General features: G+C 36.1%; 23 protein-coding genes. 7 read left to right on the top strand and 16 right to left on the bottom strand.

Features of this window, described 5'->3' with window-relative positions; all coding sequences use genetic code 11:
* Nucleotides 1-109: 109 nt before the first annotated feature.
* From O4O04_RS02290 to O4O04_RS02310, 5 genes are all read left to right on the top strand, one after another.
* Nucleotides 110-1,171: a vWA domain-containing protein gene (locus O4O04_RS02290; RefSeq protein ID WP_272535998.1), complete on the top strand. Its 1,062-nt coding sequence runs from the start codon at nt 110-112 to the stop codon at nt 1,169-1,171.
* A gap of 7 nt (nt 1,172-1,178) precedes the next feature.
* On the top strand, nt 1,179-1,730 hold the full coding sequence (locus O4O04_RS02295; protein WP_272533881.1) for a tetratricopeptide repeat protein: 552 nt from the start codon (nt 1,179-1,181) through the stop codon (nt 1,728-1,730).
* Between the two features lie 85 nt (nt 1,731-1,815).
* The gene (locus O4O04_RS02300; RefSeq protein ID WP_272533883.1) at nt 1,816-3,027 is read left to right on the top strand and encodes a Crp/Fnr family transcriptional regulator; all 1,212 of its coding nucleotides are present in this window, start codon (nt 1,816-1,818) and stop codon (nt 3,025-3,027) included.
* 41 nt (nt 3,028-3,068) lie between these two features.
* Entirely contained in the window at nt 3,069-3,365 is a 297-nt protein-coding gene (locus O4O04_RS02305; protein WP_272533885.1) for an STAS domain-containing protein, read from the top strand.
* A 57-nt stretch (nt 3,366-3,422) separates the two neighbouring features.
* A complete protein-coding gene (locus tag O4O04_RS02310; RefSeq protein WP_272533886.1) occupies nt 3,423-3,725 on the top strand; it encodes a DUF1330 domain-containing protein in 303 nt (100 codons plus the stop codon).
* Between the two features lie 68 nt (nt 3,726-3,793).
* Here O4O04_RS02310 and O4O04_RS02315 read toward each other — a convergent pair whose 3' ends face one another.
* The 11 genes from O4O04_RS02315 to gcvT all read right to left on the bottom strand — a co-directional run bounded on the left by O4O04_RS02315 (nt 3,794) and on the right by gcvT (nt 15,794).
* Nucleotides 3,794-4,117 (bottom strand): hypothetical protein, encoded by a 324-nt coding sequence (locus O4O04_RS02315; protein ID WP_272533887.1) that lies wholly within the window; start codon nt 4,115-4,117, stop codon nt 3,794-3,796.
* Nucleotides 4,095-4,601: an RNA polymerase sigma factor gene (locus O4O04_RS02320; protein WP_272533889.1), complete on the bottom strand. Its 507-nt coding sequence runs from the start codon at nt 4,599-4,601 to the stop codon at nt 4,095-4,097. Before O4O04_RS02320 ends, O4O04_RS02315 begins: the two co-directional genes overlap by 23 nt.
* Complete coding sequence (locus O4O04_RS02325) at nt 4,594-5,028, bottom strand: Spy/CpxP family protein refolding chaperone (RefSeq protein WP_272533890.1); 435 nt, start codon at nt 5,026-5,028, stop codon at nt 4,594-4,596. The genes O4O04_RS02320 and O4O04_RS02325 overlap by 8 nt, the downstream gene beginning before the upstream one ends.
* Before the next feature lie 66 nt (nt 5,029-5,094).
* Entirely contained in the window at nt 5,095-7,011 is a 1,917-nt protein-coding gene (locus O4O04_RS02330; RefSeq protein WP_272533892.1) for a sensor histidine kinase, read from the bottom strand.
* The gene (locus tag O4O04_RS02335; RefSeq protein WP_272533894.1) at nt 6,992-7,663 is read right to left on the bottom strand and encodes a response regulator; all 672 of its coding nucleotides are present in this window, start codon (nt 7,661-7,663) and stop codon (nt 6,992-6,994) included. The genes O4O04_RS02330 and O4O04_RS02335 overlap by 20 nt, the downstream gene beginning before the upstream one ends.
* A gap of 167 nt (nt 7,664-7,830) precedes the next feature.
* Nucleotides 7,831-8,853, bottom strand: a complete 1,023-nt coding sequence (gmd, locus tag O4O04_RS02340) for a GDP-mannose 4,6-dehydratase (protein WP_272533896.1) — start codon at nt 8,851-8,853, stop codon at nt 7,831-7,833.
* A gap of 178 nt (nt 8,854-9,031) precedes the next feature.
* Complete coding sequence (locus O4O04_RS02345) at nt 9,032-10,780, bottom strand: patatin-like phospholipase family protein (RefSeq protein ID WP_272535999.1); 1,749 nt, start codon at nt 10,778-10,780, stop codon at nt 9,032-9,034.
* 153 nt (nt 10,781-10,933) lie between these two features.
* Nucleotides 10,934-11,248, bottom strand: coding sequence for a (2Fe-2S) ferredoxin domain-containing protein (locus O4O04_RS02350; RefSeq protein WP_272533898.1), 315 nt, complete (start codon nt 11,246-11,248; stop codon nt 10,934-10,936).
* Nucleotides 11,238-14,168, bottom strand: a complete 2,931-nt coding sequence (gcvP, locus tag O4O04_RS02355) for an aminomethyl-transferring glycine dehydrogenase (RefSeq protein ID WP_272533899.1) — start codon at nt 14,166-14,168, stop codon at nt 11,238-11,240. The genes O4O04_RS02350 and gcvP overlap by 11 nt, the downstream gene beginning before the upstream one ends.
* 114 nt (nt 14,169-14,282) lie before the next feature.
* Complete coding sequence (gene gcvH / locus O4O04_RS02360) at nt 14,283-14,675, bottom strand: glycine cleavage system protein GcvH (RefSeq protein ID WP_272533900.1); 393 nt, start codon at nt 14,673-14,675, stop codon at nt 14,283-14,285.
* A 9-nt stretch (nt 14,676-14,684) separates the two neighbouring features.
* Nucleotides 14,685-15,794 carry a glycine cleavage system aminomethyltransferase GcvT gene (gene gcvT / locus O4O04_RS02365; RefSeq protein ID WP_272533901.1) on the bottom strand — a complete coding sequence of 370 codons (1,110 nt, stop codon included), beginning with the start codon at nt 15,792-15,794 and terminating at the stop codon, nt 14,685-14,687.
* Between the two features lie 84 nt (nt 15,795-15,878).
* Here gcvT and O4O04_RS02370 point away from each other — a divergent pair, with 84 nt between their 5' ends.
* On the top strand, nt 15,879-16,895 hold the full coding sequence (locus O4O04_RS02370; protein WP_272533903.1) for a synaptic vesicle VAT-1 family membrane protein: 1,017 nt from the start codon (nt 15,879-15,881) through the stop codon (nt 16,893-16,895).
* A 450-nt stretch (nt 16,896-17,345) separates the two neighbouring features.
* Here the strand turns inward: O4O04_RS02370 and O4O04_RS02375 are convergent, their stop codons facing one another.
* The 5 genes from O4O04_RS02375 to O4O04_RS02395 form a co-directional block, all read right to left on the bottom strand.
* Nucleotides 17,346-17,693 carry a group I truncated hemoglobin gene (locus O4O04_RS02375; protein WP_272533905.1) on the bottom strand — a complete coding sequence of 116 codons (348 nt, stop codon included), beginning with the start codon at nt 17,691-17,693 and terminating at the stop codon, nt 17,346-17,348.
* The gene (locus tag O4O04_RS02380) at nt 17,690-18,364 is read right to left on the bottom strand and encodes an adenylate/guanylate cyclase domain-containing protein (protein WP_272533906.1); all 675 of its coding nucleotides are present in this window, start codon (nt 18,362-18,364) and stop codon (nt 17,690-17,692) included. The genes O4O04_RS02375 and O4O04_RS02380 overlap by 4 nt, the downstream gene beginning before the upstream one ends.
* Before the next feature lie 191 nt (nt 18,365-18,555).
* A complete protein-coding gene (locus O4O04_RS02385; protein WP_272533907.1) occupies nt 18,556-19,152 on the bottom strand; it encodes a hypothetical protein in 597 nt (198 codons plus the stop codon).
* 53 nt (nt 19,153-19,205) lie between these two features.
* Complete coding sequence (locus O4O04_RS02390; RefSeq protein WP_272533908.1) at nt 19,206-20,333, bottom strand: suppressor of fused domain protein; 1,128 nt, start codon at nt 20,331-20,333, stop codon at nt 19,206-19,208.
* Between the two features lie 18 nt (nt 20,334-20,351).
* On the bottom strand, nt 20,352-20,612 hold the full coding sequence (locus O4O04_RS02395; RefSeq protein ID WP_272536000.1) for a hypothetical protein: 261 nt from the start codon (nt 20,610-20,612) through the stop codon (nt 20,352-20,354).
* Nucleotides 20,613-20,762: 150 nt separating this feature from the next.
* Here O4O04_RS02395 and O4O04_RS02400 point away from each other — a divergent pair, with 150 nt between their 5' ends.
* Nucleotides 20,763-23,903, top strand: coding sequence for a DUF3427 domain-containing protein (locus tag O4O04_RS02400; RefSeq protein ID WP_272533910.1), 3,141 nt, complete (start codon nt 20,763-20,765; stop codon nt 23,901-23,903).
* Nucleotides 23,904-23,913: the final 10 nt, after the last annotated feature.

Raw genomic sequence — 23,913 nt, forward strand, 5'->3', positions numbered from 1 at the left:
GCAGAGATTTACAATATTTTTATATGTTCTCGTGATTGGCTTTATAAACTCACCTATTCAAAACAGAAATCTCTATTCTCAGAGTCAGGTCAATACCCCACGTTCACTGATGTTTATCCTTGATGCGAGTGGTTCAATGAATGATCGAATGAATGGCTCCTCTCGAATGAAGATTGCAATAGAACAGATGGAACGGTTTATAAAAAATTTACCGTCCGATACTGAGGCTGGATTGGTTGCTTATGGGAATCGTATTCCTGGATGTGATTCGGCGAGACTTTATTCTCCACTGAAACGCGGTGGCGCGAGAGATATCGTTGCAAAACTTCCATTATTTTTTCCAGCTGGGTCAACACCGATAGCTAGAACTTTAGAGTTGGTAAGCAAACATCTATTAACCGGTCATCCTAACACAGAAATCGTACTGATATCTGATGGAGTAGAAAGTTGTGATGGTGATCCAGCAAAAGAAATCCAAAAGATTCGACTAACAAATCCAAATGTAAAAGTACATGTTCTCGGTCTGGATGTGTTGCCAAATGAAGAAAGAGATCTGCACTATCTTGCAGGAGTCGGAGATGGAAAATATTTTCCCATCAAAAGCAAACAATCTATGGAAAATGCTCTTACATCCATATGGACAAGAGAGCCCATAAAAGAAGTGAACGATCCCAATCTTCCCATTTTTCCTGATCCTTCAGCTCCCAAGAAAGAACCTTATCGTGCAAAGCCAGAATCCAATCCTAAGCCACCTGTTGACATTTCACCTAGCAACGATTCTATTCCATATATAAAGATTACCAATCTAGAGAAGACCAAAACTGCGAAAGGAGAAAGTGAATTTCTTGTATGGTATGAATATGAAGGCAACAAGGAAGATTCGGAGTATACAGCAATGTTATTATTCTATCCAGACTCTGGAAAAGATGCATCGCAAATTCCAAACTTGCGTGAGAAGAAAGCTCCGGCAATTTCGCAATCAGTATCTGTTGATCACAGTCAGAGAAAAGGGAAGGGATATATCCGTATCCGAATGCCAGAAACCAATCAAATTCGCGTAGGTGCCGAGCTTTGGGAGACGAATTCGATTCCCAAATCAGTCGCTGTAGCCTCAAGTAAAAATCTGAGCGACGCAAAAAGTACTGAAACTTTTGATCAGATCTTTAGATAATCAATGTATGAGATTCTATTTTTCCTTGGGTTTTCAAATAAGAACAGTGATCGTATTTCTTGGAATTGTAGGAACTTTATTATACAGTAACTCAATCATTGCGGAAGAGTTTCCCGATCTATATAAATCCTATTCTGAAGGCTCAAATTTTCAAGGTGATCTCGTCCTTCGAAAGGCACAAAACTACTACCAAGACAAATTCTATGAACAATGCATTCAAGAATTGAAGACTTTTTCCCTTGTTTATCCAAATCATCCCAAAAAAGCCGCTGCACTTCGATTACTCGGTGAAGTTCATGAGAAAAAACGAGACTATAACCTAGCAATCGATGCACAAATGGCTATATATTTGGACAATCCCTCATCTAAGGAAGGATTTATAGCCTTTCTAAGTGCAGGTCGATCCTATCTGAAAATGGGCGAAGTTGCGCATGCAAGAAAGGTTTTTCAGGAAATTTTGGATGATTCCTTTTTCCCAGACATAAACAAAGAAGCAGAAATGGAATTGAAGCAAATTAAAATACTAAGTCAGGAAATTGGACAAAACCAGGATTTTTAATAAAAATGGTTTTTATTTTTACATTGGAAAAGATTTCATGGAACGGAGCCGATACTAATCAAGAAGATCCTCTGGTACTATCAAAATGTCTTTTTTTAATATAGTAAATTATACTCCAAACTCTTACATCATCGTTGAAGGGAAGAAGGACGCTTATAATTTTTTCATCATTCGTGAAGGAAAAGTTAAAGTTAGCCGTGAAAACCCGGTAGTTGGAGAGGATCCCAATCAAGTTTTGGGGCCTGGAGATTTCTTTGGTGTAGTCGCTGCGATGAGTCAGCATGCTCAGATCGAATCTGCGATTGCACTTTCCAATGTATCTTTGATTTCGGTGAGTTTCGATCAATTCGGAACACTCATTCAGAAAAGTACTGCAGTCGCTATGAATATCATTCGGTTCTTCTCAATGAAGCTCCGACAATTCGATTCAACGATCACTCGCTTATCTTTTAGAAATGCAGTAGAGGAAGATCCCAATGAACTTTTCCAGATTGGTGATTACTACTACAATCAGCAAAATGCAACACATGCAACTTTTGCTTACCAATCTTATCTCAAATATCTGCCCAATGGTCAATATGCAGCCCAAGCCAAACTGCGTCTCCAGACACTCAACCAACCTCTTACGGGGTCGGACATTGATTATACCAAATTCAATCGTGCTTACGCAGACAATGAGATGGTATTCTGTGAGCATGAACCGGGTAAGGAACTTTTTATCATTCAGAAGGGCAAGGTAAAGATCACTAAGATTGTCAATAACAATGAAGTGATGCTCGCAGTTCTTCAAAGCGGAGACATTTTCGGAGAGATGGCAATTCTTGACAATAAACCAAGATCAGCATCAGCAATTGCATGGGGTGAAGTTGATCTTCTTGCCATCAACAAAGCCAACTTCGAGGGAATGGTTAAAGCGCAACCTCAATTGGCTACTCGATTGATCACTCTATTATCTGAAAGAATTTGGACTGCATACAAACAATTGGCGAACTTGATGATTAGCGATCCTCAAGGAAGGATTGCAGATACTCTTCTAACACTTGCCGAAAAGAACCGGGTTAAGATTGCTCCTAAGTCCGCATACAATTTTGAAATAGGAACAAAAGATCTTCTCAAGATGGTTGGTCTTACTGATCCCAAAGATGAATTGATGGTTCTTGATTTGATAACTAAGAACAAATTTATTCGATTGGATCAAGGTAAAATTAGCACTACAGATTTAGCCGAGCTCGAAAAACTTGTACAGTTTTATCGCAAAAAGGCTCATATGGAAAACAAGATTAAGAAAAATAAGTAGGCAAATATCAGCCTTTCGATATTTTAGTGAGTGTTACGACTATGAGTGAAAAAATAAAAACAGAAGAATCTGGAGATTTAATTAAAATAAAATTTTTAGATCAAATCTTAGATGGAAATTCTCCAGAGCTTAGAGATACTTTGAATGCAGTATTGGAGAAAGGTAAATCAGAAGTTCAATTGGATTTAGAAAAAGTCGTCATCGTTAGTTCTCTCGGTATATCTCGATTGCTCTCATTCAAAAACAAAGCCGATGAGAAAAATATTAAAGTGAATATTCAAGACAAGCTCCGAGAAACTTTGAAGAAGTTAATGCTGGATCAATTCTTCGGACTTTAATCTTTTTCTATCAACGCGAAACATTCTCCAATTTCTCCACGGACAATTTAAAATCTTATGTTTGAATCCTTAGTTGGCTTAAAAATTAAAGACGATGATTTATACACGGAATATCGCAAAAATATGATTCCGATACTGGAAAAGTATGAAGGTGGCTTCCGCTATGACTTTAAAATTCAAGAAACTTTAAAAAGTGAACATTCCGATTCAATGGATCGAGTTTTTATTATCTACTTTAAGGATAGAAAGTCCAAAGAAAGTTTTTTCTCCGACCCCGATTATATAACTGTTAGAAATAAATTTTTTATACCAGCGGTTGAATCCACTCATATACTTTCTGAGTATGAGAGAAATAATTAAATTTCAAAAGTCTAAAAACCAAACCTAATTCGAGAAATGCACTGGAATTGTGTCATTGAACTTCTGCATTATTCTCCTGTCTCATACCCTAGAAGTATTATATCAGCACCAAATTCATCTTTTTCAAAAAGCAAATCAGCTTCTTCAATCTCATACTGACTTAATGCTAGGCTAGAATTCTTTTCATCAATGCCTGATTGAAAAGACCATTGAAAAAACATGGATACTCCAGCAGTAAACAAAAGAATCGCAGCTGCATATTGAATTTTACGAAATAGAGAATTAACGCTCTCTTCGGATTCTTTATGGATTACTGCATTTGCAATTCCTTTTGCCCAATTAGGGTCTTGCATTCTTTTTTGTATTTCATCATTCATTGTTGAATTTTTCATAAATAAACTTCCTCGCTCTTGACAACCGCGACTTGACAGTTCCAGGAGCTATATTCAAAAATTTTGCAATTTCGTCGCCTGATTTACCTTCTTTTGTTAATCTTATCACATCTCGAAAATGTTCAGGTATACTTTGAAGAATTTCTTGGTATTCCATTTCATCTAAGATTGAATTCTCTGCAGACGGCTCGGAAGGAAGAGGATTCTGATTTTTTAATTTCGCTTCTTTCTCCCATTCTCTCGTGTAACGTTGATTAAATCTAATTGATTCGTTCTTTGCAATTGTATAAGCCCAATTGCCTAATGTTTTTGATTTTTCTTCATCTAATCCATGCTTATCTATATAACGATAGATTCGAAGATAAGTTTCTTGCGCAACATCATCAATCGAATCCACCAGAGCAGTATTTAGATATCTCTGAATCGCAGACAGCACCGCCCATTTGGTGGTGCTGACTACTTGTTCAAACTCGTGGTTAGTCACGTTTCTTTTCCCATTTATCTTTTTTATCTTTCATCTTTTCATGATGTTTCTTCATCATCTCTTTGTGTTTAGCTTTTTGTTCAGCAGTCAATATTTTATTAACTTCTGATCTATTGTCTATCCAGAGCATTTTCATATCAATTTTGGCTTTAGAAAGCTCTTCCATCTTTGCTCGGATCTTTGGTTTGTCTAATTCATCAGCAGCTAAGAGAGCATGTAATTCTTCTTTTGCTTTCTTGATAGAAGTTTTGTAAGCTTCTTTTTTAGATTTTGAATCATTTTGAATCTTATCTACTTGAGCTTTTTGCTCTTTCGTTAATTTCAAATGTTTCGCCATATGTTCAAAATGGTCGCCACCATCAGCAGATAGGCTTACTCCTCCAATCAGAAGTGCCGTTACAAGAATCGATTTTAAACTGTTGTTCATAGATGTTTCCCTCTTTTGTTAAGTATACCTCGTAATGATCTCTAAGGTTCCCTAATTAAAAAAAAATTACAAAACGGGAATATTCAATAATCCAAAATTCAGTCCTTTTTTATGAAAAAATTGAACTTTTGCAGACATCTTTTGGGATCTGAGCATTATACTTTCTATACCAACACTGGATGGAGATGAATCCAATTCATTCCAAGCAAAAGGAATCCCATTATTCACAACGATCAGAGTAATTCTATGCGGGCGCTTTCGAAGATGTATGGAGATTTCCGTAGCTTTTGCATGTCGAATGATATTGGTCATCATCTCAAGAAATATTCTCTGAGTGCTAAGAGATTTTTCCATTCCTAACGATTGTGATACTTTTTCTATATTTGAATGTATGATGAAACGGTTCGTTGTTTTTAGTCGTTCAATGTATTTGAGAATCTCACCTTCTAATATTTCGTATTCTTTCTTTTCTTGACCTAAAAGATAAACTATATCTCGAATATTTATAAGAACATAATTCAATTGAGTTTTTACTTTCGCAAGTATTGTATCTGGATTGTCACCATCCAAACGAACTTGAGTCATCATTGCAGTAATCTCTGACCCAATGCTGTCATGAATATCACGCGCAATTCTACTTCGTTCTTCAGCTTGCCGGCGGATCTGATCATTGTATTTATTCTGCAATACTACAAGAGACTCAGCGTTGGAATAGGCCTCGGCTTGGCGAACCGCAATAATATGTGAATGGATACAAATAAATATCAGAAGTCCTAAAGGAAAGCTGTAAGGGAATAAGAATAAAAAATTAATCAAACCATGTAGGACATCATTGATCATAAAAATAAACAAAACGGTAATTGAAAACAAGATCAATCCTGAGAATTTTCTCTTCAGTACAAATGCTTTAATCATCATCGCAAGAATATAAGTTCCAAAAATAATTGGGATATACAATGAGTAACCATAGTAGGAAGAAATTTTGTTAATTGGGTAAATCATGATTCCAATCAGAAATAATGAAACAATAGCCATGAGGATTCTAAATACTGTCTTAGATAAATCTTTGGGAAATATATAAGAAATAAATAAAAAGCATGTCGGTGTTAAAAGTAACTCCAAAATAAACTCAGCTTGAAAAAGTGAGTTGGGTCCCATCTTGGGCATGATGATTATCCAGGAAGTTGACGTTACTAGACTATAGGAAGATACGATAAAACAAAAAATTGAAAAATAGAGCGGTAGCTTGTCCTTGCTATAATTTTTAAAAAAAGAAAGGTGATAGACTCCAATACTGAGAATGCAACTGAAAATAAAAAAAGTATAAAAATGCTTTCTCATTATTTTTGACTTTAGAGTATTTATTTTCATTATATAAAATGGATTTCTAATTCCTCCCCATCTTGTGTTACCTCTAAAATTGGCAATTTCAATAATAAGATCTACTGATCTTGAATCTAAAACAATATATTCACCTATATCATGTTCAACGAAATTTGTGCTTTCTGGATTTCGTCCAGGTATACCATTCCATTCTTTTTTTATTCCATTAATCCAGATCGCATGCACAGAGTAGAAATTCTCCGGGATACGAATTGCTAAATCCTTCTCTGTTGGAGGTAGGAGGATCTGTAATCGAAGCGTTGCAAATCCTTCTCCACCGATCTCATCGTTTATAGGTTTCTTATAGTTCCATACTCCAGGAACAAATAGATAGTGCTGGGGATTCTCTGGTGAGCGATTCGCCAGTTTTTCTTCCGAATATAATTCATTCCAATAGAATTCCCAATCTCCATTGAGAGGAACTTCGCTCTTCTGATTGAAATTCCAACCACTTAGATCGAGCAATCCAATATTAGCTAATGGATATCCAATTCTTGGGTTGGGTTGGCATGAATTAAAAAAAAAGGAAATGAATATTATTTTAATTAAAACAATAATATAATAATATGGTAAGCATTTTTTAAATCTGGTACTTGCCATCTTGAATAATTCCCAATCTTCTTCCGCGTATTATCGCTTGTGATTTGCTATGGACATTTAATTTTTTATAAATATTTTCAACGTGACGCGATACTGTATGTGGGCTTATATCTAATTCATCTGCTATATCCGAATAGACTAGTCCAAGTGAGACCAAGTTCAGGACTTCCTTTTCACGATTGCTGAGAAGATTGCTTTCTTCTATGTCACTTTCTGCGCTTGGAATTTTAGTATTGAATTCATCAATTATTCGAGTTGCAATTCTTGGAGTGAGAGGTGAGCCACCTAACTGAATTACTTTCAATTCAGCGATTAGTAAGTCCAGAGGTGTATCTTTGAGTAGATAGCCATTGGCTCCTTTCTTGATTGCTTGAATGATATTATCTTCATCTTCGAAAACGGTGTACATAACAATTTTCATATCAGGAACTGATAGTTTTAACTCTTCTAGAATGGATATTCCACTTTTGCCGGGTAATCCGATATCGAGGATTAGAATATCAGGTGGATTTTTGAAAACATTTTGTACTGCTGAGTCAGCATCGGAGTATATTTCATTAAGCTGAAATTCTGATTGTTGAGCGAATAATTCTGAAAGATTGGTAATTACTTTCTCATTGTCTTCAACGATCGATACCTTGATTGTAGCCATACTGTTCTATAGTAGAATAGAACATATGAAGAATTCTGTCTATTGTTTATAAAGTTTCTACCCAATTAAGATAGATATTTCTAAATTAAATGGGGTAAAGTTTGTTTTTCGAACTTCTATTCTAGAAATTTGTTTTTAAAATTCCTAAAGTGCTAGCGAATTGATTCCTAAACTGTGATTCCTTGATCTTTTAGATCTGATTCCATCATGATTTTTACCAATTCTTTGAATTTTACTTTAGGAACCCAACCCAGTTTTTCTTTTGCTTTCTTGGGATCACCTATCAGTAATTCAACTTCTGTCGGACGGAAATATTTTGGATCGATTTCTACCAATAATTTATTGGTTTTCTTATCATATCCCTTTTCATCAGCACCGGATCCTTTCCAGACAATTTCGATATCGACTATTTTAAAAGACTCTTCTATGAATTCTTTTACGGTATGAGTTTCGTTCGTAGCCACGACGTAATCGTCGGGTTGATCTTGCTGAAGCATCATCCACATCATCTCAACATAGTCAGGAGCATATCCCCAATCTCTTTTAGAGTCGATATTTCCCATAACTAGACGATCCATTTTGCCAGCCTTAATAGCGGAAACTCCTAGTGTGATCTTTCTTGTCACAAACGTTTCGCCACGGCGAGGTGATTCGTGATTGAATAAAATTCCATTGGATGCGTGCAGATTGAACGCTTCTCTATAATTTACAACTGCCCAGAACGCATATAATTTTGCGACAGCATACGGAGATCTTGGATAGAATGGAGTCTTCTCCGTTTGAGGAACTTCTTGAACTAGTCCATAAAGTTCAGAAGTGGATGCTTGGTAGAAGCGAGATTTGACACCTGTTTGCTTGATGCTATCTAGAATACGTAGTGTTCCGACAGCATCAACTTCTGCTGTGTATTCTGGAACTTCAAATGAAACCTGAACATGAGATTGAGCAGCCAAATTGTAAATTTCAACAGGCGCCACTTTTTCTAGAATTCGATTCAAATTGCTGGAATCGGTCATGTCTCCGTAATGCAACTTAAGATTCTGGTTGCTATGAAGGTGTTCAATTCGTCCTCGATTGAAAAGGCTTGTTCTTCTTACGATTCCATGAACCTCATAGCCTTTTGCCAATAATAATTCAGTTAAATACGATCCGTCTTGTCCAGTAATGCCAGTAATCAGTGCTTTTTTCATGATATCCTAAATATATGGATAAGATAAATAGGGATTGATATTTTGAAAGAAGAATTTGATTCAAAAATCTAAGCTTTGAATTGTCCTAGAGGATACCAACTTTGGAAAAAAATAATACTGAAATTCTACAAAAAATATAGAATCTAAAATATTCGAAAACAACTCTGCAATCAGAACTCTAGAATTTCTTATTAGGAAGTAAAGTTTTTCTGATTTCTTCTAAATACAAATTTGCTTCGGACTCACCTTTCTTGATAAGTTCACTAAACCGAACAAAGTCAAACAATTGAAATTCTTCTAAGTGAAAATTAAGAAACAAATCCATCCGAAGTTGCTTCAAGCGAGTGATTTCTCTTCCTTCGAGTGTGATAGTCCGACCCATGATCTTCAATATGGGAGGATATTTAATAGTATCCCATACATAACGAAATAATGATTTACCTGATGCTTTTCTGCTCTCAAATAATTTGAGTGAGACAGCTTCTTGCAAGGGTGATACATTGACACCTAACACGATGTCGGCGCCTTTTGCGCGGACTAAATCCTCAGGAACGTTATTGACCATTCCTCCATCGACAAGAACTTTTTCCCCGAGAAAATAAGGAGGGAAAGCTCCAGGTAAACTCATAGTTGCAATGAGCGCCTCAACAACTGGACCGCGATCGAAAACATATTCTTTCCCACTTTGTAGATCCACTGCGGATGTTACAAAAGGAATCGGTAATTCTTCAATTCTTAAGTCACCAAATGCTTCCTTCAGCATCCGTCGCATTTTTTTACCTTTAAAAAAAGATACAAAAGGAAGAGTTGGATCAAATGCACTTTCCAAGCCACCGAAAAATTTGCGAATCATGAGTTCCATGCTATCGAGACTATCACCGCGAGCATAGAGTGCACCTACTACTGCTCCGAAAGATGCTCCCGATACGAAATCAAAATGTAAGCCTTCTCTATGCAATATTTTGAATAGACCGATATGCGCAAGGCTTCTTGCACCACCCCCGCCCAAAGCAATTCCTCTTGTGCGAGACACAAGAAATCTAGCTAGTGCATCTTGTTTTGTAAATGCTTTATGGAATGAATCTGGTCCTAGATGCATTCGCAAAGAATCAATATCAGCTACTGCTGAATCAATTTTATACAATACAGTTCGTCCGTTAAAATTACGAATTCTAGTCTTCCAGAAGTTTAGAATATTCTCTTTCTCGTTTATATTTTTATCAGTTTCTTTCTCCCAGAAAATGATTAGATCTGATTGAAGAACAATTGATGGAAGATCCATACAGGTTTCAGGAGTATCGAAATACAAATGAACAAGAGGAGACTTTTTACGAATCGCACTTAGTTCCTCTGAAAATTTTTCATGACTGAGTCCTTTGAACTGAGAGATTTTTATAAGGACTGAACTGGAAGTTTGTATTTGAGATGTTTCGGCTATAAGACCATTCAACTTTTCTTGGAAATCATCCATGCCATCTAATGGCAAATGACAGAAAAGTCTTCTTGGCTGGTATTTTTTTAGAGGTTGTAGTTCAATATGTTCTCTCATCCGACTTGAGAGGAGTTTCATGATGTTCTGGGATAAGGCTCTCTCTTTCAATGCGATCTGCATGAAGGCTTTACCGTCTATCATATACACCAAACTATCTATTACTGCATAGGCGGAAGTGGAGTGGGCGTTTCCGGAAAGCAATGAATTCTCTGAGATTACATCACCTGGTCCAAGGTAGATATTATTTTTGCCAGAAAATCCTTCTAAGACAATCTCACCATATCGGATTATATAAATATGCTCAGATGCCTCACCTTTGTAATAGAGAAAATCATGATTACGCACCATTCTCTCTTCTATATGACGAAGAATAGATTTTAATGCAGGAAGTGATAAACCTTTAAAAAGCTCTACCGATTTCAAAAACTTCAGCATTACTTTTTCTTTTTCAGCTTTTGTCAATTCTTGCACCTCAACTATACAAAATATCGGCAGGTCTATGAATATTAATATGCAGTATTTCTAGCTAATAGAACAAATTGAAAATTTCAATTCAATATGAAATTATTTATTTCGAAATGGATTAGATTAACTTTGGGTTACAGCAAGATCTGCAACAGATTCAAAGTCATTATCTCTAATATACTTTTCATAAAACCTATCTGCATCCTCTTTTGTCTTGAGTGAGAACCATTTTCCTTCTGGATAGGATACCAAAATTGGACCTTCTTCACATCGATCTAGACAGCCCGCTCTTTGAACTCGAACCTTTGATGTTTTTGGTTTTTGTTTTAGATGCTTTAAGATTTCGGAATTGTGAACACCGCAGGAAGGTCTTTCTCCTTCACCGCGATGATTCTCGCAGACAAAAATATGTTGATCGTAGAATCTTTCAGTTGCCATATTCAGAAATGGGGAGGCAAGTACAGATCAAATTTCGATCGCCATAGACATTATCAATCCTTCCGACACTCGGCCAGAATTTATTTGTGACTAAGAATGGAAGCGGATAAGCAGCTCTTTGTCTAGGATACTTACGATTCCAACCATCATTGATTACCATTGAAGCAGTGTGAGGTGCTCCTTTTAGTGGATTGTCCATTTTGTCGAGTTTGCCTTCTTCGATTTCTGTAATTTCTGCACGGATAGAAATCATAGAATCAATAAATCGATCTAGCTCGGATTTGGATTCACTTTCTGTTGGCTCAATCATAAGTGTTCCTGGAACAGGAAAGGACATGGTCGGTGCATGGAAGCCGTAATCCATGAGTCGTTTCGCGATGTCTTCTGCTTCAACTCCCGATGTCTTCTTGAGATTTCTTGTGTCTAGAATACATTCGTGAGCAACAAGTCCGGCATTTCCTTTATACAAAACTCCGTACGCATTGTTCAATTTCTTAGCCATATAATTGGCATTTAGAATCGCAGTCTTTGTAGCTAGATTCAAACCTTCTTCACCCATCATCGCTATATAAGACCAAGAGATAACATTGATACTCGCAGATCCCCAAGGAGCTGAAGAAACAGCACCTTGTGTAATTCCGGTTCCGTTATCGATCAAAGCATGTCCTGGCAAAAAGGGTACTAAGTGTTCGGCAACACCTATTGGTCCTACACCGGGTCCACCACCGCCATGAGGAATACAAAATGTTTTATGAAGATTCAAATGGCAGACATCAGCACCTATATCACCAGGTCTAGTGATGGCAACTTGGGCATTCATGTTTGCTCCGTCCATATAGACTTGTCCGCCATTATCATGAATGATTTTACATATCTCAATGATTCCTTCTTCAAATACTCCGTGAGTTGAAGGATAGGTTACCATAAGAGCACCTAACTCATTTTTATGCTTCTCAGCTTTCTCGCGTAAATCATCAATATTGATATTACCATTCTCATCACAAGAGACAACGACAACTTTGAATCCAGCCATAACAGCAGATGCGGGATTTGTTCCGTGAGCAGAAATGGGAATAAGACAGATATCTCTGTGGACTTCGTTACGGGATTGATGATAGCCACGAATAGCAAGCAATCCTGCATATTCTCCCTGCGAACCAGCATTAGGTTGCAGAGAGACTTCTGCAAATCCTGTAATTTCACAGAGCCATTTCTCTAGTTGACCAAAAATTTTCCGATATCCTTCCGTCTGTGACGCTGGTGCAAATGGATGAATGGAACCTAACTCTGGCCATGTGACTGGGTACATTTCCGTCGTTGAGTTCAGTTTCATGGTGCAAGAACCCAACGGAATCATCGAGTGGACGAGTGATAAATCCTTAGCTTCCAATCTTTTGATATAACGGAGCATTTCTGTTTCTGTATGATAGGAATTGAAAACAGGATGCGTTAGATAATCACTGGTTCGAATCAATTCCTTCGGAAGATGATGTTCAATGCTTGAGACCAATTCTTCAAGTGAGAAGGGCAGTGATTTGCCTTTATGGAAAACTTCTAGAATGTCTTGGACATCTTGAAGTGTTACAGTTTCATCTAAGCTTATACCAACAGAATGTTGATTGAATTGACGAAGATTGATCCTTCTCTGTTCAGCATAACTCATAATTTCCGCTGCAGTAAGTTGTTCCAGATCAACCTTTATTGTATCAAAGAAAGGTTTTGAATTGATTGTATATCCTAATCTTTCAAGTCCTTCAGCCAAAACAGCTGTTAGCTTGTGAATGCGTGTTGCGATCTTCTTTAGTCCTTGCGGCCCGTGATAGACTGCATAGAATGAAGAGATTACTGCAAGTAAGACTTGTGCCGTACAAATATTACTGGTTGCCTTGTCTCGACGGATATGTTGCTCGCGAGTTTGTAGAGACAATCTGTAAGCCATATTGCCTTGTGAATCTTTGGAGGCTCCGATCAATCTTCCTGGCATGAGTCTCTTGTATTCATCACGAGTTGCCATAAAGCCGGCATGAGGTCCACCAAAACCTAGTGGTAAACCAAATCTTTGTGAACAACCAACTACTGCGTCTGCACCAAATTCTCCAGGAGATTTCAAAACGGTTAATGCCATCAAGTCCGCTGCAACGATGACTTTTGTTTCAAATGCATGCATTGAATCAACAAACTTAGAATAGTCGTGAATAGTTCCATCTGTTGAAGGATACTGAACTAAACTGCCGAAGAAATCTCTAGAACCTGTGATTTTTTTGAATGAACCGACAACAATTTGAATACCAAGTGGATTGGCTCTTGTCCTAAGAACTTCTAAAGTCTGCGGATGAACAGACTGAGATACAAAGAAACTATTTCCAGAATCATCACCTCTAAGCTGATAACACATTGTCATCGCTTCGGCTGCGGCGGTTGCTTCATCAAGTAAAGATGCGTTTGATACATCCATTCCAGTTAAGTCGGTGATCATTGTTTGGAAATTGATCAGTGCTTCCAATCTACCTTGAGCGATCTCAGCTTGGTACGGAGTGTACGCAGTATACCAACCTGGATTTTCTAATACGTTTCTCTGGATGACAGCTGGTGTAACACAAGAGTTGTATCCCATACCAATATAAGATCGAAAGATTTTATTCTTTGATACGATTTCTTTTAGATCTCTAAGAACTTCTTTCTCACCTTTGGGAAGTGGAAGATTCAATTTTCGGTTCAACAAAATTTTGGAAGGAACGACATCCTTGATCAAGTCATCCAAATTAGAATATCCTAGGTATTCTAACATTTCTTGCCTTTCTGATTCACTAGGTCCAATATGCCGATCTCGGAATGAATCGCTTCGATACAATAACTCTTGCAGCGAAATAGATAGCGGATCAGAAGTTTCTGCGAGATGTGGATGGCTGAGTTGTGGCATATACAATCCTTAGTTCTTAAATCAGATAAAATAAAAAGTTAAACAATACATCAAATTATCTTTGAATCAATAAATACATCTTTCTTTCGTTGCATTGATTCTTCAAAAGTTGAATTAGTCTAACGTTGCAACGTATTCTTTATACTTAGACGCATCCATGAGTTTGCTTAGTTCAGAATCAGAGATTCCAGTTACTCGAATAAACCAAACCTCAAACGGATTGGCATTGATAGACGCTGGATCAGATTCAAGAGCGGGATTGACTTCAGAAACTTCACCTGTGATTGGAGAATATAAATCTTCTGCAGCTTTTACAGATTCAATGGTTCCGAATGATTCGAATTGCTTAACAGATTTACCAACTTTTGGAACATCTATGTAAACGATATCACCGAGAGCAAGTTGTGCAAAGTCGCTGATTCCAATCGTTGCGGAATTCCCTTCAATTTTGACCCATTCATGTTTCTCTGAGAAATAATAACCTTGTGGTGCGTTTGTTTCTGCCATTCTGATATCCTATTTGTTCTTACGAACACTTCCTTCTATGAATTTTCCTGTTGTAATTATAGCTTTTTTTCTCTGACCACGAATTTCTACATAAATTTCTTTCCCATCTGCTGAATGATCTTTATTTATGAGAGCCATTCCAATTGATTTTTTGAGACTCGGAGAGTGTGTGCCAGAAGTAGTGACGCCAATTTCGGAACCATCCATACTATAGATTGGATATTCTTCTCTGAGAACACCAGGTTCAGATAGAGTTATACCAACTGTTTTTTTGGATGCACCATTTTTCTTATCCTTAATGATTCTATCATATCCTAGATACGGGTTTGATTTTTCTTTTACAATCCATCCAATTCCGGATTCAACAGGGCTTCGATCCGCTGTGAGCTCATGTCCATAAAGAGGATATTTTGCTTCGATTCGAAGTGTATCTCGGGCACCCAATCCAACTGGAACCAATCCTTGGTCTTTGTATTTGGATAATAGATCATTCCATAATTTTATTCCTGAAGGAATGGAAGTATAGATTTCGAAACCATCTTCACCTGTATAGCCAGTACGAGATACGATGATCTCTTCATTATCAAAAGGCATAAGGGCAAAATTATAGTAAGCAATTGAATCAAGTGAGTGACCAAGATAGTTAGCGAATATATCATTTGCTTTTGGACCTTGGATCGCAATCTGGTGCCAAGAGTCTGATTCATTTCTAATTTCAAAAGAATTAGAAGTCTTATATTTCAATAAATGTGTATAAACTGTTTCATAATTGGATGCATTTGAACATATGAAGTATTTGGAATTGGAAAATTTGTATAAAGTTATATCATCTACCAGTCCACCTTGCTCATTTACGATAGCATTGTACTGAACTTGTCCATCCTTCAATAGCTCAACGCTGTTACAAGTTACGAACTCTAGGAATTTTAAAATTTCCAAAGGATCACCTTCGATAATGATTTCTCCCATATGGGATACATCAAAAAGTCCCGCGTCATTTCTTGTGGATAAATGTTCTGCGATGATCCCTTTGTATTGAACTGGCATATCCCATCCACCAAATGGAACCATTTTGGCTCCAAGTTCTCTATGAATCTGATTGAGCGGTGTTTTTTTCATATTTCTACCCTTATAATACTAAAATAAATTTCATACTTACGATTCAAATGGAATTTTAGACGTAGATAGGACGAAGAGGATGATATGTTAAGAGAAATATATGAAGTAAAAAGAACTGGAAAGCTTGATCGATTAAAACTTAGAGAAGATACACTCAGTGATCCATTAGATTCGGAAATTCAAATCAAAATTCATGCTATAGGTTTGAATTTTGCTGATATATTCGCAATATTCGGACTTTATAGTGCAACACCTAAGACTCCATTTATTCCAGGATTAGAGTATTCTGGAGTTGTAATTGCCAAGGGACGGTCAGTTAAAGGTATAAAATTAGGTGATAAGGTGATGGGATGCACACGTTTTGGTGCTTATTCTACTGCATTGAATGTTGATTCACGTTATGTTCTTCCTCTACCAAAAAAATGGAGTTATGAAGAAGGTGCTGCATTCATTACGCAAGCTCTTACTGCATTCTATGCGTTAAAAACACTTGGTGATATAAAAAAGAATCAAATTGTTATGATTCATAGTGCTGCTGGTGGTGTTGGAATCCTTGCTAATCGCATCGCAAAGAAGTATGGTGCTAAAACAATCGGTGTTGTTGGAGATAAATCTAAGCTTGATGTTTTAAAAAATGAAGGATATGATCATTCAATAGTTAGAAGTGATGATTTTCGCAGTGAATCTATAAAAATTTTAGACAATAGACCCTTATCTTTGGTGTTGGAATGCATTGGTGGACAAATTTTTAAGGATAGTTATGACTTACTCGCTCCTACAGGACGACTTATAACATATGGAAGTGCAAATTTTACACCGACTAGCAAGGCATTGAACCTTTTTACACTATTGATTCGATACATCAATCGACCAAAAATAGATCCATTGAAGATGATTTCAGAAAACAAATCAGTTATGGGTTTCAATTTAATATGGCTATGGGATCAAGTTGATGAATTACAAAAACATTTGAATGAACTTATAAAGTTATCACTCAAACCTCAGATGATAGGATCAGTTTATACATGGAATGAGTTACCATTAGCATTAGAAAAATTTCAATCAGGTAAGAGCATTGGTAAGGTCGTTATTCGATTGTAATTTTTTTTCTAACTTTTATTAAAAAACTTTACAAAGTTTTATATACAGATTAATTATGTCACTATCATACAAGACATAATTCTTGTTTTGAAATTTATACGGAGAGGTAACATCAATGGTAGCTCCTAAAAAGAAAGCATCTAAGAAAAAAGCAGCTAAGAAGAAAGTAGCAAAAAAGAAAACTGCTAAGAAGAAAACTGCTAAGAAAAAAGCTGCTAAGAAATAACCTGATCTAGATAGATCAAGTCTGTTTCAGACAAAAGCACTTTATAGCCCGCAGTTCTTGCGGGTTTTTTATTGCCTCAACCCTTTTTTGATTCTTAATAATCATAAATATTGACCATCATCATTAGAAATTCTCTAATTTAGAAGATCTGAAGCCAGTTTGCAGTTCATTCCAAAGGCTTCAATGATTCATATCAGGCGATTGAATCATTGAAACAATCGGTTCTATCTATTCACTACTTGATCTTTCACACTTATCACGATTTTCATAATCTCTGCAATGATGTCCTCAGAAACTTTATAAGCCTTAAGTGCAACGACCAGGTGTTGACCAACTTTCATGAAATGCTCTTCCTTAATCTCTAGACCTGAGTGTGCAGATTCAAGGCTTCTTCCACGGTATTCGGGTCCACCAGTGCAAAACGATAGAAATTGAACTTGGTGTTCTTTTAGATCAATTATATTGGCGTCTGAGAAGTAGGGAAAAAGATCCTTATCCAGAAGTACTCGGCTATAGAACATTCCAACAACCTTTTGGATATTTGTTTCTCCGATTTGTTCATAGATTGTCATAATAACACCTTCTTAAGATATCTTACTTCAATTGCTTCATTTCTACCTTTTACTTGAATCGTAAATGGTTCATCAGTGCTGATTCGATTGGAACAAGCTTGATAGAAAGCTGTAGAAACCAAAACTTTGCTTGGTTTGCAATTCGATTCGATCCGACTGGCAATATTGACTGCGTCTCCTAACACTGTATAATCTTTTCTCAATAAGCCACCAATTGTTCCGCGTAAGGCTTTCCCATAATGAAGACCCGTTCTGAATTTCAATTTTTGTCCAGTAGAGTCTGATAAAATATGACTTAACTCTTTGAATCGGTTGCTCATAATTGCAGAGGCCCTTGCAGCTTCATAAGGATCAGTGAAAATAGCCAGAAAACCATCTCCTGTAAATCGATCTATATCCCCACCATTGTTGCATATAATATCAGATGCTTCTTCGAAGAATACATTGATCGTCATTACAACGGCAGATGCAGGATGGACTTCGGAAAATCTTGTAAACTCACACATATCGCAGAACATAAAACACAAATCTTCTTCTTTGCCTGCAACATCCGTATGACCTAAGTAATTAGATTTTTCAGCAATCTGCCACAAACTTCTTGGTAAATACTCTCGCAAAATCTTAGTTGCACCTAAAAATTTTGACTCAAGTTCGTGATTTAATGCAACCATAGAGGTTACTCCTTAATATAGAAGTCTCTTCAATTTAAAAATGAATTAGAAGAATTGGATAACTGAACTTCGTTGTAAGAGGAGTTTGCTTAATATATTAAATATTACGCAATTTATTTTTGCAATTTGTTAGGTTTTTTACTAATATTTGTTCGGGTCTGCAGTTGATGCAACAATCCAAATAGCTTAATTTATGCTATTTGGCGATCCATATCAGAATAGTCACGTTTTTTGACCTTTCTAATGAAAGGTCCTGCGTCTTCCGATTGGTTTTCTATTCCTACAAAGAAAAATTTCTCTTTTTTCTTATTGAGACCAAGAAAGAAATCTTTTGTTAAACCTTGCGTTGTTGTGCTGGTTATATTTCTGAAAGCCTTACGTTCTGCTTCTCTATTCCAGGTTTCAAGATTATTTGAATTTGGTAATTTTGTGATGATGGTATTGAGATCATATCTTTTGAGTAAAATCTGTGCGAGATCTTGAAATCCTTCAATCGAGATCTTATCATCACGAAAGAAAGTTAATATATACAATATGGAATAATCTAAAATTTTGCCTGAGTCGGGATCGGATACTTTTTGTACACCATCTAGAACTAAGTATGGAAGTTCTTTGGACGAAATCCAATTCTTCATATCTTCATGTCTTTTCAAATTGATATCCATTGAGAATTTCTTTTGAAAGACGGTTGATAGGAGAAAGCCTTGTGCATTGTCCATCGATTTGAGAATTCGATCGATATCAAAACTATCAAAGGCCATATTGTTGTATTTCGTGTATTTTTCCATATCTCTTTTATCTACGGCATAATTCTAAAAATGAAGAATGATTTTTCATTGGTTCAAACAAAAAGAAATTCTCTCTCTGGGTTATGTATCCAGCCAAAACCTCTCTCATCCAGTGCTTTGAATATCTTGGATGATCCTTCTGTCTGACAGATCATTTTCTCTTCTTCTGTTAAAGGAATGATTGCCAGATAATTTGCTGGTTGTCCATTCTCTGTCTGTTGATCGCTCAAATCAGGAAGAGAGTTATTGGACAATTCAGAATGCGATAGGTTGCGGAGAATGGTCGAATTGAAGTCCAAATAGAGTTGATCTGGATCTTTACGATTCATGCCTAGAGTATGCCCATGACCAAACCATTTTCCTGTGTTCCATGGAAATTTGATCATTTCGCCAATCAAATGTTGAACCCATTCTTCTGACCTATCACTGGATTCCGGAATTTGAAAAGCTAATAATAATTCTATGCGAGCGAACTTCTCATAATCTTTATGATAGAGCTCAACACTTGGTTGATTTTGAGCACTCATACCGATGGTAACAAAGACTGAAATATTTGGCAGATGACTTGGGCGAAATTTTGCAATGCCGAGTTCAGGAAACTTGCCACCGTCAGCCGACCAGTATTTTTCATGTTTGCCAAATTTAGATTCTAGATATTCCAATCTATTTTTTTGAATATTTTTCCAAGAATCTTTCGAGGAACGCCCTTCCCAATATTTTCGGGATGCAATCATTCTATCATAGAGAATTCCATTGTTGGGATCTCCAAGAGGACTTGCTGTAATTGCATCTTCTCTCGCTCCACGAGCATAACCATGAAATCCTTTCACACCTGACCAAGATGGCAGGAAGGCTTCCATCTCATCACCTAGAAATAAAAAAAGTCCATCCCCTTCTTCGGTCCAAATAAAATGAATATCTTCTGGTTTGAAGGATGGCAATCCTTCGGGTTGAGTTATCTCATGCTTCAATAAGATAGGAGCGAGTCCTTTCTGAAAATCATCAGGATCTCTTTCCAATGGAGCTACAGTATGATTTCGAATCCAAAGAGATTTGATTCCCCATTCAGGATTGTTCTCACATTGTAGATATAAATATGTAGTTCTTTCGTCTTCTTCGAGAAAAGCTGTGAACGCCGAGTACGGACTTGTTTCTTGATATATAATCCTTGATGGATTCATAGAATCTATGTTACTCGACTAAAATTTCCACTTATGTGGAACTTGACGATCTTTGAATTTCTGCAACAAACTGGCAATAGATTGTTCCATTCCATCTTCAACTAGAATCTCTGGGTAGTAACCTGAAGCGTTTAATAGACCGATCAATTCAGGTTCCTTCCATTTTCTATAATTTCTAATTACTGAGAGGGAATCTTCCGAAGGTTCGTTGCCAGACTTTTTCGCATTGATGAAGCTTTGAACTGCTTTAGTGGGAGTGGTTGTCTGTTTCCAAGTCATTGTACTCAAACAATAGAAATCCCCTTGTTTTGTTCATCAATTTTTTTGTGATAATTCGATGAGTTTTTGAATAGAAATCCCAATTAGTTTGGGTTGCAAACAGGGTAGAATTTGAGGAAGGTATGAAATTCAGAGGGTTATGGATCACTTATGTCAATTCACGGTTTATATGAACAGATTATTAGTCAGCTTGTCCAAGATAAGTTGGATTCTATCGACGATCAATTTTATTATGTAAAGAAGAACGAAGTTACCGATGGAAACTCCACTAGAATACTGTCTCAACATTTAACATCCATATTACAAAAATCCCTTCAATCTTTCAAAGGTAAGGAAGCTGTATTAAAAAGAATCGAATTTGTTAATAAACTTTTAAAAGTAATCGCAGATGAAACCTTACATAAGGATGTTTATGAGGAACGAATAAAAATAGAAGCAAAAGTTCTATCTGCTATAATTTCTAAAGTAAATTATAAATTGAGTGATTATGACGATTATATAAAGGAAATAACTCCATTTCATGGATTGTCTTACAGTGAACTATTTACGGGTCAGAATTCTGGGATTTCTTTTGAAAGCGAAATACGAAAGGAAATTAAATCTTCTGATGAAATTTGCTTTTTGGTTTCTTTTATTAAATTTTCTGCAATAGCAATACTTAGAAAAGAACTAGAAGAATTTACTGAAAGGGGCGGAAAGATTAGAATAATCACTACAACTTATACTGGTGCAACAGAAGCTAAGGCAATTGAGTATCTCTCAAAACTTCCGAATTCAAAAATAAAAATATCTTACAATACTAGAGTGGATCGTCTGCATGCAAAGGCATACCTATTTGTAAGGAAAACTAAATTCGACACAGGTTATATTGGTTCTTCAAATTTGTCTAAATCTGCCATAACTCATGGACTAGAATGGAATATAAAAATAACTAGAAGTGAAATTCCACAAATCATAGATCAATTTGCAAAGACCTTCGAATCGTACTGGAGTAATCCAGATTTCGAATTGTTTGAAGTAAGTAAGGATTCAGATCGACTCCGCTCTGCATTAAAGAAGGAAAAGATCGGAAATTTTGATAACCAATTAGTATTTTTTGATATTCGACCTTTTCCATTTCAAGAAGAGATTCTTGAAAAACTTTTAACAGAAAGAAATGTTCATAAACGATTTAGAAATTTAATAGTAGCTGCAACAGGAACAGGTAAAACTGTTATCTCTGCGTTTGACTTTAAAAACTTTTTAAGTCAGAAATCGGGAATAAAATTTCTTTATATTGCTCACAGAAAGGAAATTCTAGAGCAAGCTCGTTCAACATTTCGAGGAATATTGCGGGATAACAATTTCGGTGAATTATGGGTCGATGGAATAGAGCCTTCCGAATTCAAAAATGTTTTTGCTTCAATTAGTACAATCAACAATCGGATTGATGAATTGCATTTTGATAAACAATATTTTGAATATATCATTGTTGATGAGGTCCATCACATTTCAGCACCTAGCTATAGAAAGTTGATAAATTTTTTTGAGCCCCAGGTTTTATTGGGACTTACTGCCACACCAGAACGTATGGATGGTTTAAGCATACTAAAAGATTTCTCCAACACAATTGCGGCTGAGATTCGTCTTCCAGAAGCATTGAATAGAAAGATTCTATGTCCGTTTCAATACTTTGGCATTACCGATAGTGTAGATATATCACAGGTATCTTGGAGAAATGGAAGATATGATGTGAATGAGCTTTCTGTTCTTTACACAGAAAATGACAGACGTGTTGCTGAAATAATAACTAATTTAGATAAATATCTTAATGATAAAAATGAAGTAACAGCGTTAGGTTTTTGCACATCACAAATTCATGCAGAATATATGGCTAGGAAATTTAATGAATTTGGAATTAAATCGGAATATTTGGTTAGTTCCAATTCTTCGAACAGACATCAAATCCGGAAAAAATTAGCTAATAAAGAAATAAATTATTTATTCGTTGTTGATATATTTAATGAAGGCGTAGATATTCCAGAAATTGATACTGTTTTATTTCTTAGACCAACTGAAAGTTTAACAGTTTTTTTACAACAACTTGGAAGAGGGCTTAGACATTCGAAGGATAAGGAATTTTTGAGTGTTTTAGATTTTGTAGGGAATTCAAGATCAGAGTATGATTATGAAGGAAAATTTCGAGCTTTGGTAGGAAAGACAAATCAATCAATAATTGAAGATCTAGAAAACGATTTTCCTTTTTTACCACTTGGATGCAGCATTGTTTTAGAAAAACAGGCCAAGCAATACATCTTAGAAAATATAAAAAAAGCACTAATTTTTAGTAAAAATGAGCTGGTTCGTAAAATTCAAGATTTCAGAAATCATACTGGTCAAGAAATAACTTTAGAAAATTTTACTGCTTATTATAAAATACCGTTACAAAAGATTTATGCTAGAGGTTGCTGGAATCGCCTTCTTAAAAATGCGGAAGTTATTGAAAGCTTTGATTCTACGAATGAAGTCGAGATTACAAGGGCAATTTTAAAAAAATGGCTTAGCTGCAATTCCTATTCATATTTTCAATTTATTGATAAATTGGCCGCTAATAATTTTGATATTGAGGTCGATCATCTGAGCAATTTGGAACGTCAATACTGTCTATTATTGTATTATGATATTTGGCAAGAACCTTCTAAGTTTGTTTCACTCGAGGCAGGTATAAGAGCGATAGGGATTAACCCACTTCTTGTGGGTGAGATTCGAGAAATTATTGATATTTTGATTAACAAAATAGACTATGTGGAAACAGAAATTGATTTACCTTTTGAACAACCATTAAAACTTCATAGCCGGTACACACGTGATCAAGTTCTTGCTGCCTTTGGCTTACATAGCTTTCATCAAAAAAGTTCAAATAGAGAGGGCGTTGCAGAATCGAAAGAATTGAATACTGAAATTCTATTTGTAACATTAGATAAAACTGAAAAATATTTCTCACCCACAACATTATTCGAAGTTTACGCGATAAACATGGACCATTTTCATTGGCAGACTCAAAATGTTGTTAGCCCAGATAGTAATAAAGGAAAAAAATATATAAATCACAAGATTGAAGGTAGGAAAATTTTACTTTTTATAAGAGAAAGAAACCAAGATGAGTATGGAAACACTATGGGTTCTGTCTTTTTAGGAGAATGTGAATATATCGAACATACAGGTTCTAAACCCATGAGTATAGTCTGGAAGCTCAAAAAACCCATGCCGGCCTTTTTATGGAAACCAGCTGCAAAACTTTCTGTAGGATAAACGAAGTACC

This window comes from Leptospira sp. GIMC2001, from assembly GCF_028462125.1.
Lineage (GTDB): Bacteria > Spirochaetota > Leptospiria > Leptospirales > Leptospiraceae.

What these genes read in the sequence shown, in the direction of transcription:
- O4O04_RS02310 (WP_272533886.1), top strand. Translation starts at nt 3,423, where the DNA reads ATGTTTGAATCCTTAGTTGGCTTAAAAATTAAAGACGATGATTTATAC.
- gcvH (WP_272533900.1), bottom strand. Translation starts at nt 14,675, where the DNA reads ATGGCAGAAACAAACGCACCACAAGGTTATTATTTCTCAGAGAAACAT.
- O4O04_RS02380 (WP_272533906.1), bottom strand. Translation starts at nt 18,364, where the DNA reads ATGGTTGCATTAAATCACGAACTTGAGTCAAAATTTTTAGGTGCAACT.
- O4O04_RS02390 (WP_272533908.1), bottom strand. Translation starts at nt 20,333, where the DNA reads ATGAATCCATCAAGGATTATATATCAAGAAACAAGTCCGTACTCGGCG.
- gcvP (WP_272533899.1), bottom strand. Translation starts at nt 14,168, where the DNA reads ATGCCACAACTCAGCCATCCACATCTCGCAGAAACTTCTGATCCGCTA.
- O4O04_RS02400 (WP_272533910.1), top strand. Translation starts at nt 20,763, where the DNA reads ATGTCAATTCACGGTTTATATGAACAGATTATTAGTCAGCTTGTCCAA.
- O4O04_RS02345 (WP_272535999.1), bottom strand. Translation starts at nt 10,780, where the DNA reads ATGCTGAAGTTTTTGAAATCGGTAGAGCTTTTTAAAGGTTTATCACTT.
- O4O04_RS02370 (WP_272533903.1), top strand. Translation starts at nt 15,879, where the DNA reads ATGTTAAGAGAAATATATGAAGTAAAAAGAACTGGAAAGCTTGATCGA.
- O4O04_RS02385 (WP_272533907.1), bottom strand. Translation starts at nt 19,152, where the DNA reads ATGGAAAAATACACGAAATACAACAATATGGCCTTTGATAGTTTTGAT.
- O4O04_RS02295 (WP_272533881.1), top strand. Translation starts at nt 1,179, where the DNA reads ATGAGATTCTATTTTTCCTTGGGTTTTCAAATAAGAACAGTGATCGTA.
- O4O04_RS02300 (WP_272533883.1), top strand. Translation starts at nt 1,816, where the DNA reads ATGTCTTTTTTTAATATAGTAAATTATACTCCAAACTCTTACATCATC.
- gmd (WP_272533896.1), bottom strand. Translation starts at nt 8,853, where the DNA reads ATGAAAAAAGCACTGATTACTGGCATTACTGGACAAGACGGATCGTAT.
- O4O04_RS02350 (WP_272533898.1), bottom strand. Translation starts at nt 11,248, where the DNA reads ATGGCAACTGAAAGATTCTACGATCAACATATTTTTGTCTGCGAGAAT.
- gcvT (WP_272533901.1), bottom strand. Translation starts at nt 15,794, where the DNA reads ATGAAAAAAACACCGCTCAATCAGATTCATAGAGAACTTGGAGCCAAA.
- O4O04_RS02330 (WP_272533892.1), bottom strand. Translation starts at nt 7,011, where the DNA reads ATGGCAAGTACCAGATTTAAAAAATGCTTACCATATTATTATATTATT.
- O4O04_RS02315 (WP_272533887.1), bottom strand. Translation starts at nt 4,117, where the DNA reads ATGAAAAATTCAACAATGAATGATGAAATACAAAAAAGAATGCAAGAC.
- O4O04_RS02335 (WP_272533894.1), bottom strand. Translation starts at nt 7,663, where the DNA reads ATGGCTACAATCAAGGTATCGATCGTTGAAGACAATGAGAAAGTAATT.
- O4O04_RS02305 (WP_272533885.1), top strand. Translation starts at nt 3,069, where the DNA reads ATGAGTGAAAAAATAAAAACAGAAGAATCTGGAGATTTAATTAAAATA.
- O4O04_RS02375 (WP_272533905.1), bottom strand. Translation starts at nt 17,693, where the DNA reads ATGACAATCTATGAACAAATCGGAGAAACAAATATCCAAAAGGTTGTT.
- O4O04_RS02325 (WP_272533890.1), bottom strand. Translation starts at nt 5,028, where the DNA reads ATGAACAACAGTTTAAAATCGATTCTTGTAACGGCACTTCTGATTGGA.
- O4O04_RS02395 (WP_272536000.1), bottom strand. Translation starts at nt 20,612, where the DNA reads ATGACTTGGAAACAGACAACCACTCCCACTAAAGCAGTTCAAAGCTTC.
- O4O04_RS02290 (WP_272535998.1), top strand. Translation starts at nt 110, where the DNA reads ATGTTTATCCTTGATGCGAGTGGTTCAATGAATGATCGAATGAATGGC.